Genomic DNA, 15415 nt, shown 5'->3' on the forward strand with positions numbered 1-15415 from the left:
TCCTCCGATGCTCGCGGGGCGCGTGCCGGATCTCTTACGGGCAGGTCGTGTGGGAACAAAATCGGGGATGGGGGTGTTTTGGGAGCGTAACGGCTGCTCTGGCATACTGAACGGTCGTTGCGTCTGTCCGTTGCGGGCAGACCTTCCCGCCTAAGTCGGTTCCGGTTCACGTCCTGGCAGATTCAGCGAGGGCGACCCGGCGACCACTATCGAGAGGACACCCATGAAGGCAGGAATCCATCCGGCGTATGTCGACACCACGGTCGTCTGTGGTTGCGGCAACACCTTCCAGACTCGCAGCACCAAGGAGTCCGGACACATCACCGTCGAGGTCTGCTCGCAGTGCCACCCGTTCTACACGGGCAAGCAGAAGATCCTGGACACCGGCGGTCGCGTGGCCCGCTTCGAGGCCCGCTACGGCAAGCGCGCCCCCAAGAAGGCCGACTCCAAGTAGCTTCCGCGCCGACGCCCGGTCCTGCCTCGCAGGCCGGGCGTCGGCGTTTCTGGTTCCACAGCGGAAATCACGAGGGAGCACCAAGAAATGACGCAACCGTCCGCCATCGATGACATCCTGGCCGAGTATCAGGGGCTGGAGACGCAGCTGGCCGACCCGTCGCTGCACAGCGATGCGGGCGCCGCGCGCCGGGTCGGCAAGCGATTCGCCGAACTCGCCCCCGTCATGACCACCTACACCAAGCTGAAGTCCGCGCGCGAGGATCTGCAGACCGCCCGCGAACTCGCGGCCGACGACGCCGCTTTCGCCGCCGAGGTGCCCGAACTCGAAGAGCAGGTCGGCGTGTTGGAGCAGACACTGGCCGATTTGTTGGCCCCGCGCGATCCGCACGACAGCGACGATGTGGTCCTGGAGGTGAAGTCGGGCGAGGGCGGCGAGGAGTCGGCGCTGTTCGCCGCCGATCTGGCCCGCATGTACATGCGCTATGCCGAGCGGCACGGCTGGAAGGCCGAGCTGCTCGGCGCGACCATCACCGATCTGGGCGGCTACAAGGAGGCCACGCTCGCCATCAAGAGCCGTGACGCGGTGCGCGACGGCGTGTGGTCGCGGTTCAAATGGGAGGGCGGCGTGCATCGGGTGCAGCGCGTTCCGGTGACCGAATCGCAGGGCCGCATCCACACCTCGGCGGCGGGTGTGCTGGTCTATCCGGAACCGGACGAGGTGGCCGAGGTGGAGATCGATGAATCCGATCTGCGCATCGATGTCTACCGGTCCTCCGGTAAGGGCGGTCAGGGCGTCAACACCACCGATTCGGCGGTCCGCATCACCCACCTGCCCTCGGGCATCGTGGTGACCTGCCAGAACGAGCGTTCGCAGCTGCAGAACAAGATGCGCGCCATGCAGGTGCTCGCGGCCCGATTGCAGGCACTCGCCGAGGAGCAGGCCGAGCAGGAGGCGGCGGCGGGTCGGGCAGGCCAGATTCGCACGGTGGATCGCTCCGAGCGGATCCGCACCTACAACTTCCCGGAGAACCGGATCGCCGATCACCGCATCGGCTTCAAGGCGCACAATTTGACCACCGTCCTCGACGGCGATATGGATGCGCTGCTCGATGCGCTCACCAAAGCCGATCGCGAGGCACGGATGGCCGCGGAGTAACCGAGGAGTGTGGTGAGTCGAATTCCGCTGCGCCCGGTCATTGTCGAAGCCGTCGAGCGGTTGTCGGCGGCGGGTGTGGGCAGTCCGCGTGCGGATGCCGAGCTGTTGGCGGCCCATCTGCTCGGTGTCGAGCGGGGTCGGCTGGTGTTGGTGCCCATGGTCGAGCCCGAGGTGGCCGACCGGTACCGGGCGCTGGTGCAACAGCGCGCGCGGCGAATTCCCCTGCAGCACTTGACGGGTGTGGCGGCGATGGGCGGGATCGATCTGGCTGTCGGTCCCGGCGTGTTCGTGCCGCGTCCGGAGACGGAGTTGCTTTTCGCGTGGGCGCTGGCGCAATTGGAGACGGTGCGCCACGATCACGCACCGGTGGTGGTCGATCTGTGCGCGGGTTCGGGCGCACTCGCCCTGGCCGTGGCGCAGGCCAGACCGGACGCACTGGTGCACGCGGTGGAAGTGGATCCGGCCGCCCTGCAGTGGACCCGCCGCAATGCCGAGGCGCGGATCGCGGCGGGGGATACCCCGATCACTGTGCACGCCGCCGATGTCACGGCCCCGGATCTGCTCACCGAACTGGACGGCACGGTCGATGTGGTGCTGTCGAATCCGCCCTACATCCCCGTCGGCGCCCTACTGGAACCCGAAGTGGCGGAGCATGATCCGCATCCGGCACTGTTCGGCGGCCCGGACGGGCTCGACGTGATCCGCCCGATGGTCCCGGCCATCGCCCGCCTGCTGCGGTCGGGTGGCGCGACCGCGATCGAACACGACGACAGCAATGCGGCCGGTGTGGTCGAAGCTTTCACCGCCGATGGACGCTTCATCGAGATCGTCGAACATCCGGATCTGGCCGGACGACCCCGCTTCGTCGCCGCGACTCGTCGCTGATTCGGCGCGCGTGAAAGGATAGGCCGGTGAGTACCGTCTACGACTGCGCGGACCCAGACTCGCGCGCCGCGGGAATGACCGCGGCAACCAGTTCGCTGAAATCCGGGCGGCTGGTCGTGCTGCCCACCGATACCCTGTACGGCCTCGGGGCCGACGCCTTCGACTCGACCGCCGTGAGCGCGCTGCTCGCGGCCAAGCGCCGCGGCCGCGATATGCCGGTGCCGGTGCTGGTCGGGTCCTGGCACACCATCGACGGGCTGGTCTTCTCGGTGCGCCCGCAGGCCCGCGACCTGATCCGCGCCTTCTGGCCCGGCGGCCTGAGTCTCGTTGTGCCGCAAGCGCCTTCGCTTGCCTGGGATCTGGGTGACGCCAGGGGCACGGTCATGTTGCGCATGCCGCTGCACCCGGTCGCGCTCGAGCTGCTGCGCGAGGTGGGCCCGCTCGCGGTATCCAGTGCCAATGTCTCCGGGCTGCCGCCCGCCAAAACGGCCGAGGAGGCCCGCGCCCAACTGGGCGACCTGGTCGATATCTACCTCGACGGCGGCCGGGCCACCCACGCCGTCGCCTCCACCATCGTCGACCTGACCGCGGACGAGCCGCGCGTCCTGCGCGAGGGCGCGGTCCCGGTCGAGCAGGTCGCCGAGGTGCTCGGTATGACGCCGCAGGCGCTCACCTCGTCAGCGTCGCGGTGAATGCATGGCTGAGCTGGCACTAGACGACGGCATCATCGGATCCTTCGGCTGGGGCTCGGTCGTCCCGATGCGCGAGCTGCTGCTCGTGGTCCTCATCTCGGCGACCGTCACCCTGCTGGCCACCGGCGGTGTGCGGCTGCTCGCCATCGCCTTCGGCGCGATCGCGGTGCCGCGCGATCGCGATGTGCACACCCAGCCGATTCCGCGCATGGGCGGGGTCGGCATGTACATCGGCGTGGTGGCCGCGGTCCTTTTCGCGCACCAATTGCCCGCCCTGCGTCGCGGCTTCGATTTCCGACCCGATATTCCGGCGGTGCTGGTCGCGGCGACCCTCATCGTGCTGGTCGGCATCGTGGACGACCGCTGGGGTCTGGACGCGCTCACCAAATTCGCCGGTCAGGTGACGGCGGCGGGTGTGATGGCCGTGATGGGTCTGAGCTGGTACAGCATCTACAACCCGTTCACCAATGAGACCGTGGTGCTCGATTCGCTGCAGGGCGCGATCGTCACGGTAATCGTCACCGTCACGCTGGTGAATGCCATGAATTTCGTCGACGGTCTGGACGGACTCGCGGCCGGACTCGGATTGATCTGCGCGAGCGCGGTCTTCGTCTTCGCGATCGGATTGCTCTACGAGCAGGGCGGTTCGGTGGATTCCTATCCACCCGCGCTGGTGGCCGCCGCCATGGCGGGCGCGTGCCTGGGATTCCTGCCGCACAATTTCCAACCCGCTCGCATATTCATGGGTGATTCGGGCTCCATGCTGATCGGCTTGGTGCTGGCGGCGGTGTCCACCGGCGCATCGGGTCGAATTCCGCTCCAGGGTTACGGCACTCGAGACATTGTCGGTCTGCTTTCGCCGCTGCTGCTCGTCTCGGCGGTGATGTTCATTCCGGTGTTGGATCTGGTGCTGGCCATCGTGCGGCGGGTGCGCGCAGGCGTCAGCTTCTCCACTCCGGACAAAATGCATCTGCACCATCGCCTGTTGCAGATCGGCCATTCGCAGCGGCGCGTGGTGTTGTTGATCTATTTGTGGGTCGGCGTACTGGCCTTCGGCGCGGTCGGCACTTCGCTGATGGATCGGCGGCTGGTGGTGTTGCTCGTCGCGGCCGGATTGCTGTTCGCGCTGGTGGTCACCGCGGTGCCCGGAATGCGGCGCGGGCGGGCCGCCGCCGAGGAGAAAGCGTCCGGGTAAAGTCGGACATCGTGAACGCCCCTATCAACCCCGTCCCCGGTCCCGATGCCCCGTTGCGCGGTGCGCTGCGCTACGGGCTGATCGGTTTGGGCGTGCTCGTCGTGCTGTCCACGGTGGTCGCCACTGTGACGGCGGGCGTGCCGGGTCTGTGGGGCGCGCTGCTCGGCTCCGCGATCGGCGGCGGCTTCATCCTCACCACGGCCGCGGTGGTGTTGTTCGGCGGGAAGTTGCCGCCGAGCACCGCCGGTCTGGTGATGCTGGTCAGCTGGGTGGGCAAGGTGCTGGTGGTGTTGATCATCATCGCGGTGCTCAATCACTTCGATTTCTACAACCGGGTCGCACTGTTTCTGACCGTGGTCGGCGCGCTGCTGATCGTGCTCGGTGCCGAGACCTATGGTGTTGTGCGCCAAAAGGTTCCGTACGTGACGGTGCCCGATCGCGAGGCAGCCGACGCCGATTCGGCCGCGCCCGACACCCAATGAACTCCCCGAGAACGGGAACGGATCCCACCGCGATCCGGGAAAATCCGCACCCACCTACACGTTGTCGTAGATAGCTTGGTAAAGTGTTGGTAAGCAAGCGACCAAGTGAGGGGCGATCCCACCGAACGCGCTGATGGCCGCTATGCTTACTGCCGTGCCGGGCTCCGAGGGGAAACCGGTTCTGCATGTCGACGATGTCGCCGACACACGTACAGACGCCACAGCGGTCCTACCGCCCAGCTGATGACGAATTTCGAGCCGACCTGAGTCGACCCAATTGATCGTCAATGTCCGATCGAACCGCGGGAATGACCGTACCCGCGGCCCGAGCACGGGAGAGAACGCTGAGCGTCACCACTTTGGCGGGCGAGTTCCACGCGCCTTCGCTTATCGACTTCTTCCCTCCAGCTTTGCTGTTCGAGGGAACGCCGTTCCAGATCGATCGTTTGATGATGATCCGGTTGATCATGACGGCCGTACTGCTCATCGTGATGTTCCTGGCATTCCGCAATCCTCGGATCGTCCCGCGCGGCCTGCAGAACGTCGCGGAAACCGGCCTGGTTTTCGTGAAGGAGCAGATCTGTGAAGAGGTTCTCGGCAAGGAAAGCGGACGCAAGTTCTTTCCCCTGATCGCCACGATCTTCTTCACGGTCCTCTTTCTGAACTTCTCCGGCGTCATTCCGGGACTCAACATCTCGTCGAATGCCCGAATCGGCATGCCGCTGGTGTTGGCCGTCATCGCCTACCTCGCGTTCAACTACGTGGGTATCAAGAAGTACGGCTTCCTCACCTACATGCGCAGCAGCATCGTCGTGCCGAATGTGCCGCCCGCGCTGCATGTGCTGCTGATCCCGATCGAGTTCGTCTCGACCTTCATCCTGCGGCCGTTCACGCTGACCGTCCGTCTCATGGCCAATATGCTCGCGGGTCACATCATGCTGGTGCTGTTCTTCAGCGCCACCTGGTTCTTCCTGTTCGACGCCGCGGCCTGGATGAAGGTGTTCTCGCCGTTCTCGCTGCTGGCCGGACTCGGGTTCACGCTGTTCGAGCTGCTGGTCATCTTCCTGCAGGCCTACGTCTTCGCGTTGCTGACCGCCGTCTACCTCAGCCTGGCTGAGCACGCCGACTCTCACTGACCGACCGGATACACCTCACAAACCTGCACACGCGCCGTCGGCGGGTGGGCGACAGAAAGGGAATAAATCAGATGAGCACCCTCTCGTACCTGGCTGCTGAAGCTGCTGACGCCAAGGTCAAGGGCTACGGCGCCATCGGTTACGGTCTGGCGGCCATCGGCCCCGGCATCGGTGTCGGCATTGTCGTCGGCAAGGCCATCGAGGGCATCGCCCGCCAGCCCGAGCTGCAGGGCACCATCCGCACCAACATGTTCCTCGGTATCGCCTTCACCGAGGCCCTGGCCCTGATCGGCCTCGTCGCCGGCTTCATTTTCTGATTCCGATGTACCAGATCACCACGCTCGCAGCGCAGGCGGAAGGGGATATCAATCCCCTCATCCCCGAGAACTACGACATCATTTGGTCGATCGTCTGCATCGTCATCATCGGCGTCGCGTTCTACAAGTACGTGATCCCGCGCCTGATGAAGGTGCTCGACGAGCGCTCCGACAAGATCGAGGGCGGCATCAAGCGGGCCGAGGCGGCCCAGGAGCAGGCTCAGCTCACGCTGCAGCAGTACCAGCAGCAGTTGGCCGACGCCCGCCTGGAAGCCGCACGCATCCGCGAGGAGGCGCGCACCCAGGGTCAGCAGATCCTGGCGCAGATGCGGACCGAGGCGCAGGCCGAGAGCGACCGCATCGTCGCCGCCGGTCACTCGCAGCTGGAGGCTCAGCGCCAGCAGATCCTGACCGAACTGCGCTCCGAGGTCGGCCGCACGGCCGTCGACCTGGCCGAGAAGATTATCGGGCAGTCGGTTTCGGACGAGGCCAAACAGGCCGCGTCGATCGAAAAGTTCCTGACCGAACTCGATCAGACCAATGCCGGCATCGGGGTTGGAAGGTAAGACGCGAAAGTGAGAAGCATGTACGCAGCGAGCCGTGAGGCACGCTCCCGGTCGCGGGAGGCACTTCGGGCCGCGCTGACCGGAAGCGACAGTGTCGCGGCCACAACAGGGTCGGAACTGTTCGCCGTTGTCGCCGTGCTGGACGACCAGCGTTCGCTGCGTGTTGCGCTCGCGGACGTGTCGGTGCCGGGCTCGGTGCGCGCCGAGCTCAGCGAACGGGTCTTCGGCGGCAAGGTCAGCGCGGCCACTCAGGCGGTGCTGACCACGGCCGTGGCCCAGAACTGGTCGCGCACAGCGGATCTCGTCGACACCCTGGTGTTGCTGGGGCAGGAGGCGCTGCTGGAGTCGGCCGCCGACACCGGTCGGTTGGACGCGGTCGAGGACGAGCTGTTCCGGCTGGGCCGGATCCTCGCCGACAACCCCCGGCTCGAGCAGGCACTCTCGGATCGGAGCAAACCTGTCGCCGCCAAGCGCGAGCTCATCGCGCGGTTGCTGGCAGGCAAGACCGAGCCGATCACCCAGACCCTGGCCGAACAGGTGGTCGGGCGCAGGCGCACCAGCATCGGCGTGGCCTTCGACGAACTGTCCGATCTGGCGGCGGCCCGGCGCGATCAGATCGTCGCGCACGTGCGCGCCGCGATCCCCCTGACGCAGCAGCAGCGCGAGCGGCTGGCCGCCTCGCTGCGCCGTATCTACGGCAAGCAGATCACGGTCCATGTGCAGGTCGATTCGAGCCTGCTGAGCGGCCTGGTCGTCCACATCGGCGACGACGTGATCGATGGCAGCGCCACCGGCCGATTGGAGCGGCTGCGCCGAGAACTGGCCTGACGGGCCGGATGCCGCGCCGCGCCACCCCCGACATTGCAGACCCACACAGCGAGAGCAGGAACAACATGGCGGAGCTGACGATCTCCTCCGACGAGATCCGTAGCGCGATCGAGAGCTACACCCAGAGCTACACCCCCGAGACCTCCATCGAAGAAGTCGGTGTGGTCACCGACACCAGCGACGGCATCGCGCACGTCTCCGGCCTGCCCTCGGCGATGGCCAACGAGCTGCTCGAGTTCCCCGGCGGCGTGCTCGGCGTCGCGCTCAACCTCGAGGATCGCGAGATCGGCGCGGTCATCCTCGGCGAGTACGCCGAGATCGAGGAGGGCCAGGAGGTCCGCCGCACCGGTGACGTGCTCTCGGTGCCGGTCGGCGACAAGTTCCTCGGCCGCGTGGTCAACCCGCTCGGTCAGCCGATCGACGGTCTGGGCGAGATCGCGGCCGAGGGCCAGCGCGTGCTGGAACTGCAGGCCGCGACGGTGCTCGAGCGTCAGCCGGTCGAGGAGCCGATGGCCACCGGCATCACCGCCATCGACGCGCTCACCGCGATCGGCCGCGGTCAGCGTCAGCTGATCATCGGCGACCGCAAGACCGGCAAGACCGCGGTCTGCATCGACGCCATCCTGAACCAGAAGGCGGCCTGGGAGTCCGGCGACGAGAAGAAGCAGATGCGCTGCATCTACGTCGCGATCGGCCAGAAGGGTTCCACCATCGCGGGCGTCAAGGCCGCGCTCGAGGCGCACGGCGCGATGGAGTACACCACCATCGTCGCGGCCCCCGCCTCGGATTCCGCCGGCTTCAAGTGGCTCGCGCCCTACACCGGTTCGGCCATCGGCCAGCACTGGATGTACCAGGGCAAGCACGTCCTGATCGTGTTCGACGACCTGACCAAGCAGGCCGAGGCGTACCGCGCGATCTCGCTGCTGCTGCGCCGCCCGCCGGGCCGCGAGGCGTACCCGGGCGACGTGTTCTACCTGCATTCGCGGCTGCTGGAGCGCTGCGCGAAGCTGTCCGACGCGATGGGCGCCGGCTCCATGACGGGTCTGCCGATCATCGAGACCAAGGCCAATGACATCTCGGCCTTCATCCCGACCAACGTCATCTCCATCACCGACGGCCAGGTCTTCCTCGAGTCGGACCTGTTCAACAAGGGTGTCCGCCCGGCCATCAACGTCGGCACCTCGGTCTCCCGCGTCGGTGGCGCGGCCCAGACCAAGGCCATGAAGAAGGTCGCCGGTTCGCTGCGTCTGGAAATGGCCCAGTACCGCGAGCTGGAGGCGTTCTCCGCCTTCGCCTCGGATCTGGACGCCGCCTCGCTGGCGCAGCTGGAGCGTGGCGCGCGCTGGGTGGAGCTGCTCAAGCAGGACCAGTACTCGCCGGTCGCGGTCGAGGATCAGATCGTGTCGATCTACCTGGTCGACGGCGGCCACTTCGATTCGGTCCCGGTCGGCGACGTGCGCCGGTTCAACGCGGAGCTGATCGAGGACCTGCACCGCAACGTGCCGGAGGCCTTCGAGGCGCTCGCCGGTGGCGCGAAGCCGCTCGACGGAGATGCCGCCGACCAGATCAAGGCCGCGACCGACAAGTTCAAACACGGCTTCCTCGCCTCCGACGGCAGCCGCGTGGTGAACGAACCCGCCGCGGGCGAACTCGCCCACGAAGAGGTCGAGTCGCTGTCGGTCACCCGCAAGCACCTCGAGAAGTAAGAGCGGTCGACCGATGTGTGCTACGAATCTCGCGAACGAAGGGAGGGTGACCCGTGGCCAGCTTGCGTGAATTGCGCTCCCGCATTCGTGGTGTGAATTCGATCAAGAAGATCACCAAGGCTCAGGAGCTGATCGCCACCTCGCGCATCTCCAAGGCGCAGGCCAGGGTGGCCGCGGCCAAGCCGTACGCCGTCGAGATCACCAAGGTGCTCGGCGAGTTGGCGGGCGCCTCCAAGAGTCTGTCGCATCCGCTGCTGACCGAGCGGGAGAACCCGCGTCGGGCCGCCGTGCTGGTCATCACCAGCGACAGCGGTATGTGCGGCGGCTACAACTCCAATGTGCTCAGGCGGGCCGAGGAGTTGATGACCACCCTGCGCGGCGAGGGCAAGGAGCCGGTGCTCTACGTCATGGGCAGCAAGGGCCTGACGTACTACACCTTCCGCAACCGCGCCCCGATCGCCTCGTGGACCGGGTTCTCCCAGCAGCCGAACTACACCGATGCCTCGGCCGCGTGCCTGCATCTGGTGGCAGGCTTCATGGCCGGTTCCGACGGTGCGGTGCCCGCCCCGAACGGGACCGGCGATATCGAGGGCTTCGACGAATTGCACATCGTCTACACGCGTTTCGTGTCGATGCTGACGCAGTCGCCCGAGGTGCGCCGCCTGGCCCCGATCCAGGTGAGCTTCGTCGAGGAGAACTTCGACATGGGCGCGGACCCGCTGACGGTTTCGCCGACGGCGCAGATCCAGGCCCAATACGAATTCGAGCCCGACGCCGATGTACTGCTGGGGGCGCTGCTGCCCAAGTACATCAATACGCGTATCTACGCGTCGTTGCTCGAGGCAGCGGCATCCGAGTCCGCGGCTCGGCGCACCGCAATGAAGGCGGCCACCGATAACGCCAACGAACTGGCCAGTGTGCTCTCGCGCCAGGCGAATTCGGTGCGGCAGGCCCAGATCACGCAGGAAATCAGCGAAATCGTCGGCGGCGTGAACGCGCTGGCGTCGAGCTCGGACCGCGACTAAGCGCAAAAGGAACCAATCAATGACCGCAGCTGTCACACAAGACAACACGAGTCGGACCGGCGCGGCCGCAGGGCGCGTCGTCCGAGTCATCGGCCCCGTCGTCGACGTGGAGTTCCCTCGTGGCTCCATTCCCGAACTGTTCAACGCGCTGCACGCCGACATCACCCTGCCGTCGGTGGCCAAGACCCTGACCCTCGAGGTCGCCCAGCACCTCGGCGACAACATCGTGCGCACCATCTCGATGCAGCCGACCGACGGCCTGGTCCGCGGCGCGACCGTGACCGACACCGGCAAGCCGATCTCGGTGCCGGTCGGTGACGTCGTCAAGGGGCACGTGTTCAACGCGCTGGGCGACTGCCTGGACGCGCCGGGCACCGGCCGCGACGGCGAGCAGTGGGGCATCCACCGCAAGCCGCCGTCATTCGATCAGCTCGAGGGCAAGACCGAACTGCTCGAAACCGGCATCAAGGTGATCGACCTGCTGACCCCCTATGTGAAGGGCGGCAAGATCGGTCTGTTCGGTGGCGCCGGTGTCGGCAAGACCGTGCTCATCCAGGAGATGATCACCCGTATCGCGCGCGAGTTCTCCGGCACCTCGGTGTTCGCGGGCGTCGGTGAGCGCACCCGTGAGGGCACCGACCTGCACCTGGAGATGGAGGAGATGGGCGTCCTGCAGGACACCGCCCTCGTCTTCGGCCAGATGGACGAGCCGCCGGGCACCCGTATGCGCGTCGCGCTCTCGGCCCTGACCATGGCCGAGTACTTCCGCGATGTGCAGCACCAGGACGTGCTGCTGTTCATCGACAACATCTTCCGGTTCACCCAGGCCGGTTCCGAGGTGTCGACCCTGCTGGGCCGCATGCCTTCGGCGGTCGGTTACCAGCCGACGCTGGCCGACGAGATGGGTGAGCTGCAGGAGCGCATCACCTCCACCCGCGGCCGGTCGATCACCTCGCTGCAGGCCATCTACGTGCCCGCCGACGACTACACCGACCCGGCGCCGGCGACCACCTTCGCCCACCTCGACGCGACGACCGAGCTTTCCCGCCCGATCTCGCAGAAGGGCATCTACCCGGCCGTCGACCCGCTGACCTCGACCTCCCGCATCCTGGAGGCCTCGATCGTCGGCGCTCGGCACTTCGCGGTGGCCAACGAGGTCAAGCGCATCCTGCAGAAGTACAAGGAACTGCAGGACATCATCGCCATCCTCGGCATGGACGAACTCTCCGAGGAGGACAAGGTCCTCGTCGGCCGCGCCCGCCGCCTGGAGAAGTTCCTCGGTCAGAACTTCATCGTGGCCGAGAAGTTCACCGGCCAGCCGGGTTCGGTGGTGCCGCTCGAGCAGACCGTCGACGATTTCGACCGGGTCTGCAAGGGCGAGTTCGACCACTTCCCGGAGCAGGCGTTCAACTCCTGCGGTGGTCTCGACGATGTCGAGAAGGCCGCCAAGAAGATCGCCGGAAAGTAGTGTCACCGATGGCGGAGATGTCAGTGGATCTGGTCGCGATCGAGCGCGAGCTCTGGTCCGGTCAGGCGACGTTCGTCAGCGCGCAGACCACCGAGGGGCAGATCGGCATCATGCCCGGTCACGAGCCGCTGCTCGGCCAGTTGGTCGAGGGCGGCATCGTGAGCATCGTGCCGGTCGAGGGTGAGCGCATCATCGCGGCGGTGCACGGCGGCTTCTTCTCGGTGACCGCCACTTCGGTTCGCGTGCTGGCCGAATCGGCCGAGTTCGCCGCCGAGGTGGATGTCGAGGCGGCCAGGCAGGTACTGTCCGATGCCAATGCCTCCGATGAGGAGCAGAAGGCGGCACAGGCGCGGGTGCGGGCGGTCGAGCAGACCGCGAATGCGTAGCTGGTCGAAGTAGCTGGACAACGAAATAGCGGTAGCACTGCCGGTGGCCCCGCCTCGATGGGCCACCGGCAGTCCCGTATCCGCGGCAGTGTGAAAGATTCGCAGTGCAGAAGACACAGCCGCCCCATTTGTAAACTCGGTCCCGTGGTTGAATGACGGCGAGGTTTCGAGGGCGCGGCGGCTTAACGAAGGGACGGACGGCATTGCGAACCGGGATGGTGCTGTTGTTCATTCTGGTGCTGCTGCTCGTAATCCTGGCCCTGGCCTCCACCTACCGCCTGATCATGCTCCGTCGCGGTGGGACCGCGGCCATTCTTCGGGTGCTGCCCGCCAAGGGCGGTCAGGGTTGGCGGCACGGGCTGATTCGCTACGACGAGGATCGGCTCGTTTTCTACAAACTCTCCAGTCTGAAACTCGGACCCGATTCCACGATTCGCCGTCAGGGCATCGAGATCGGTGATCGGCGCGGCCCGCGCGGCGACGAGTACGACATCATGACCGACGAGATAGCCGTCATCGCCGTCTCCGACAGCGATGGCAGTTTCGAATTGGCCCTCGATCGGGGTTCGCTGGCGGCATTTCTGTCCTGGGTGGAGTCGCGCCCCTCGGATCGGACCCGCAGACTGCGCTGACTGTCGGACCGAAGTTGCGGACTGTGTCGACGGTGTCTGGCTCGGACCAAGGACTGTGTCGACGGTGTCTGGCTCGGACCAAGGACTGCGTCGACGGTGTCTGGCTCGGACTGAAGACTGCGTCGACGGTGTCTGATGGGGCGACTGCGTCGCCCGTGCCCGATAGGGTTGTGGTGTGAGTGTGCATCTGACACGGATCTATACCCGGACCGGAGACGACGGGACCACCGGTCTCAGCGATTTCTCGCGGGTGTCGAAGACGGATGCGCGGCTGGTCGCCTACGCCGACTGCGATGAGACCAATGCCGCACTCGGCGTCGCGCTCGCGCTGGGACAGCCGGGGGAGTCGATACTCGCGGTACTGCGCCAGGTCCAGAACGACCTGTTCGATGCGGGCGCGGATCTGTCGACGCCCATTGTGGCCGAGCCGAAGTATCCGCCGCTGCGCATCACCCAGTCCTATATCGATCGGCTGGAGGGCTGGTGCGACGAGTTCAATGCCGAACTGCCGCCGCTGAACTCGTTTATCCTGCCCGGTGGCACCCCGCTGGCCGCGCTGCTGCACACCGCGCGCACGGTGGCCCGCCGCGCGGAACGATCGGCTTGGGCCGCGCTCGACGCGCATCCGGACGATACGTCCGCGCTGCCGGCGAAATATCTCAACCGACTCTCGGATCTGCTGTTCATCCTGAGTCGGGCGGCCAATCCCGGCGGCGATGTGCTGTGGCGTCCGGGGGCCGCGCAGACCGAAGGTGCGTGAAATCCCGAAATCTCGGGTATGTCCCGCAGGTGTGACGCCGAACTGACCCGGCACGCGTACCAGCAGGGCGCGTCCCCACTATCCTTGCACGCAACGGTGCGCCAATACGCGGAGAGGCGGCATGGAAAGGTTTTTGGTAACGGGCGGAAATCGGCTCGTTGGTGAGGTCACGGTCGGGGGTGCGAAGAACAGCGTCCTCAAGTTGATGGCCGCCGCCCTCTTGGCCGAGGGCACCACCACGATCACGAACTGCCCGGACATCCTCGATGTGCCGCTGATGGCCGATGTGCTGCGCGGACTCGGATGCGATGTCGGCGTCGACGGCGGGACGGTCACCATCACCACCCCCGCCGAACCCAAGTATCACGCGGACTTCCCGGCCGTCACGCAGTTCCGCGCGTCGGTCTGTGTACTCGGCCCGTTGATGGCCCGCTGCAAGCGCGCGGTGGTCGCGCTGCCCGGTGGCGATGCGATCGGTTCACGGCCGCTGGATATGCACCAGGCGGGTTTGCGTCTGCTCGGCGCGACGAGCGAGATCGAGCACGGCTGCCTGGTTGCCCGCGCCGATGAATTGCAGGGCGCGCGCATTCGGCTCGACTTCCCGTCCGTCGGGGCCACGGAGAACATCCTGATGGCGGCGGTGCTGGCCGAGGGGGAGACGGTGCTCGACAACGCCGCCCGCGAACCCGACATCGTGGACCTGTGCACCATGCTGGTGAGCATGGGGGCGCGGATCAGCGGCGCGGGCACCTCGGTGCTCACCATCGAGGGGGTCGAGCGTTTGTCGCCGACCACGCACCGGGTCATCGGCGACCGCATCGTGGCGGCGACGTGGGGGATCGCCGCGGCGATGACGATGGGGGATGTGCGGGTCACCGGGATCAATCCGAAGCACCTGTCGCTGGTCCTGGACAAGCTGCGCTCGGCGGGCGCGCGAATCTCGTTCGAGCAGGACGGGTTTCGCGTCGTGCAGGCGGATCGGCCGCGCGCGGTCAACTTCTCGACGCTGCCCTTTCCCGGCTTCCCGACCGACCTGCAGCCGATGGCCATCGGCCTGGCGGCCATCGCCGAGGGCACCTCGATGATCACCGAGAACATCTTCGAGGCGCGATTCCGCTTCGTGGAGGAGATGATTCGGCTCGGGGCCGATGCGCGGACCGATGGTCACCACGCGGTGGTGCGCGGAATTCCGCGACTGTCCAGTGCGCCGGTGTGGTCCTCGGATATTCGTGCGGGAGCCGGACTGGTACTGGCCGGTTTGGTCGCCGATGGCACCACCGAGGTGCACGACGTCTTCCACATCGACCGCGGCTACCCGAATTTCGTCGAGCAGCTCCAGGCGCTCGGCGGGGAGGTGCGCCGCGTCGGCGCACCGGAGTGATGCCGAATTGCGTTCCTGACCAGGCGATTTGACATCGGGAACGCAGACACGTAACTTTTATCGAGTCAGAGCGACACGGACACCAACCTAGAGCTAAAGGGGCAGCGCCCCGAGGGCCTGGGAAACGAGGTAGTACGAGGAGCGCCTGGCGATCACACCGGCTCAAACGAGACCCTGATTTGCGATCGGGATTACGGCTGAGCTAAGCTTGGAAAAGTTGCTTCACCGATCAATCGAGTTAATTCTTGTGATGATGGTGTGTGCGTGTGTTCTTTGAGAACTCAATAGTGTGTCGATGAATGTCAGTGCCAATTTTTTGGTTCCTTTCCTTCATACCCCCGTGT

At 66.1% G+C, this 15415-nt stretch carries 17 protein-coding genes; all 17 read left to right on the plus strand.

Annotated elements, in window-relative coordinates; genetic code table 11:
- The first annotated feature begins 223 nt into the window (after positions 1-223).
- The 17 genes from rpmE (at position 224) to murA (ending at position 15071) form a co-directional block, all read left to right on the plus strand.
- The gene (rpmE, locus tag D5S18_RS24710; RefSeq protein ID WP_120043446.1) at positions 224-454 is read left to right on the plus strand and encodes a 50S ribosomal protein L31; all 231 of its coding nucleotides are present in this window, start codon (positions 224-226) and stop codon (positions 452-454) included.
- 87 nt (positions 455-541) lie between these two features.
- Positions 542-1612 carry a peptide chain release factor 1 gene (gene prfA / locus D5S18_RS24715; protein WP_120043447.1) on the plus strand — a complete coding sequence of 357 codons (1071 nt, stop codon included), beginning with the start codon at positions 542-544 and terminating at the stop codon, positions 1610-1612.
- Positions 1613-1624: 12 nt separating this feature from the next.
- Positions 1625-2497: a peptide chain release factor N(5)-glutamine methyltransferase gene (prmC, locus tag D5S18_RS24720; protein ID WP_120043448.1), complete on the plus strand. Its 873-nt coding sequence runs from the start codon at positions 1625-1627 to the stop codon at positions 2495-2497.
- 26 nt (positions 2498-2523) lie between these two features.
- Positions 2524-3189, plus strand: a complete 666-nt coding sequence (locus tag D5S18_RS24725) for an L-threonylcarbamoyladenylate synthase (RefSeq protein ID WP_120043449.1) — start codon at positions 2524-2526, stop codon at positions 3187-3189.
- A 4-nt stretch (positions 3190-3193) separates the two neighbouring features.
- Complete coding sequence (locus tag D5S18_RS24730; protein WP_120043450.1) at positions 3194-4384, plus strand: glycosyltransferase family 4 protein; 1191 nt, start codon at positions 3194-3196, stop codon at positions 4382-4384.
- Between the two features lie 11 nt (positions 4385-4395).
- Positions 4396-4866 (plus strand): Cg1360 family ATP-synthase-associated protein, encoded by a 471-nt coding sequence (locus D5S18_RS24735; protein WP_120043451.1) that lies wholly within the window; start codon positions 4396-4398, stop codon positions 4864-4866.
- Positions 4867-5174: 308 nt separating this feature from the next.
- Complete coding sequence (gene atpB / locus D5S18_RS24745; protein WP_203236898.1) at positions 5175-6002, plus strand: F0F1 ATP synthase subunit A; 828 nt, start codon at positions 5175-5177, stop codon at positions 6000-6002.
- Positions 6003-6073: 71 nt separating this feature from the next.
- Positions 6074-6319 (plus strand): ATP synthase F0 subunit C, encoded by a 246-nt coding sequence (locus D5S18_RS24750; RefSeq protein WP_120043453.1) that lies wholly within the window; start codon positions 6074-6076, stop codon positions 6317-6319.
- Between the two features lie 5 nt (positions 6320-6324).
- On the plus strand, positions 6325-6885 hold the full coding sequence (locus D5S18_RS24755; RefSeq protein ID WP_120043454.1) for a F0F1 ATP synthase subunit B: 561 nt from the start codon (positions 6325-6327) through the stop codon (positions 6883-6885).
- A gap of 18 nt (positions 6886-6903) precedes the next feature.
- Positions 6904-7713: a F0F1 ATP synthase subunit delta gene (locus D5S18_RS24760; protein ID WP_120043455.1), complete on the plus strand. Its 810-nt coding sequence runs from the start codon at positions 6904-6906 to the stop codon at positions 7711-7713.
- A gap of 65 nt (positions 7714-7778) precedes the next feature.
- Entirely contained in the window at positions 7779-9419 is a 1641-nt protein-coding gene (atpA, locus tag D5S18_RS24765; RefSeq protein ID WP_120043456.1) for a F0F1 ATP synthase subunit alpha, read from the plus strand.
- Positions 9420-9472: 53 nt separating this feature from the next.
- Entirely contained in the window at positions 9473-10444 is a 972-nt protein-coding gene (locus tag D5S18_RS24770) for a F0F1 ATP synthase subunit gamma (RefSeq protein ID WP_120043457.1), read from the plus strand.
- Positions 10445-10463: 19 nt separating this feature from the next.
- Complete coding sequence (atpD, locus tag D5S18_RS24775) at positions 10464-11912, plus strand: F0F1 ATP synthase subunit beta (RefSeq protein ID WP_120043458.1); 1449 nt, start codon at positions 10464-10466, stop codon at positions 11910-11912.
- Positions 11913-11920: 8 nt separating this feature from the next.
- Positions 11921-12298: a F0F1 ATP synthase subunit epsilon gene (locus D5S18_RS24780; protein WP_120043510.1), complete on the plus strand. Its 378-nt coding sequence runs from the start codon at positions 11921-11923 to the stop codon at positions 12296-12298.
- A gap of 215 nt (positions 12299-12513) precedes the next feature.
- Positions 12514-12930: a DUF2550 domain-containing protein gene (locus D5S18_RS24785; protein WP_203236899.1), complete on the plus strand. Its 417-nt coding sequence runs from the start codon at positions 12514-12516 to the stop codon at positions 12928-12930.
- Positions 12931-13105: 175 nt separating this feature from the next.
- Entirely contained in the window at positions 13106-13690 is a 585-nt protein-coding gene (locus D5S18_RS24790; RefSeq protein WP_120043460.1) for a cob(I)yrinic acid a,c-diamide adenosyltransferase, read from the plus strand.
- 121 nt (positions 13691-13811) lie between these two features.
- Positions 13812-15071 carry a UDP-N-acetylglucosamine 1-carboxyvinyltransferase gene (murA, locus tag D5S18_RS24795; protein ID WP_120043461.1) on the plus strand — a complete coding sequence of 420 codons (1260 nt, stop codon included), beginning with the start codon at positions 13812-13814 and terminating at the stop codon, positions 15069-15071.
- Positions 15072-15415: the final 344 nt, after the last annotated feature.

It is taken from the genome of Nocardia panacis, from assembly GCF_003598715.1.
Lineage (GTDB): Bacteria > Actinomycetota > Actinomycetes > Mycobacteriales > Mycobacteriaceae > Nocardia > Nocardia panacis.

Bases quoted from the DNA above. Each gene is read 5' to 3' on its own strand.
- atpA (WP_120043456.1), top strand. From the start codon at position 7,779: ATGGCGGAGCTGACGATCTCCTCCGACGAGATCCGTAGCGCGATCGAG.
- atpB (WP_203236898.1), top strand. From the start codon at position 5,175: ATGACCGTACCCGCGGCCCGAGCACGGGAGAGAACGCTGAGCGTCACC.
- D5S18_RS24755 (WP_120043454.1), top strand. From the start codon at position 6,325: ATGTACCAGATCACCACGCTCGCAGCGCAGGCGGAAGGGGATATCAAT.
- D5S18_RS24785 (WP_203236899.1), top strand. From the start codon at position 12,514: ATGGTGCTGTTGTTCATTCTGGTGCTGCTGCTCGTAATCCTGGCCCTG.
- prfA (WP_120043447.1), top strand. From the start codon at position 542: ATGACGCAACCGTCCGCCATCGATGACATCCTGGCCGAGTATCAGGGG.
- murA (WP_120043461.1), top strand. From the start codon at position 13,812: ATGGAAAGGTTTTTGGTAACGGGCGGAAATCGGCTCGTTGGTGAGGTC.
- D5S18_RS24780 (WP_120043510.1), top strand. From the start codon at position 11,921: ATGGCGGAGATGTCAGTGGATCTGGTCGCGATCGAGCGCGAGCTCTGG.
- D5S18_RS24730 (WP_120043450.1), top strand. From the start codon at position 3,194: ATGGCTGAGCTGGCACTAGACGACGGCATCATCGGATCCTTCGGCTGG.
- D5S18_RS24750 (WP_120043453.1), top strand. From the start codon at position 6,074: ATGAGCACCCTCTCGTACCTGGCTGCTGAAGCTGCTGACGCCAAGGTC.
- atpD (WP_120043458.1), top strand. From the start codon at position 10,464: ATGACCGCAGCTGTCACACAAGACAACACGAGTCGGACCGGCGCGGCC.
- D5S18_RS24760 (WP_120043455.1), top strand. From the start codon at position 6,904: ATGTACGCAGCGAGCCGTGAGGCACGCTCCCGGTCGCGGGAGGCACTT.
- rpmE (WP_120043446.1), top strand. From the start codon at position 224: ATGAAGGCAGGAATCCATCCGGCGTATGTCGACACCACGGTCGTCTGT.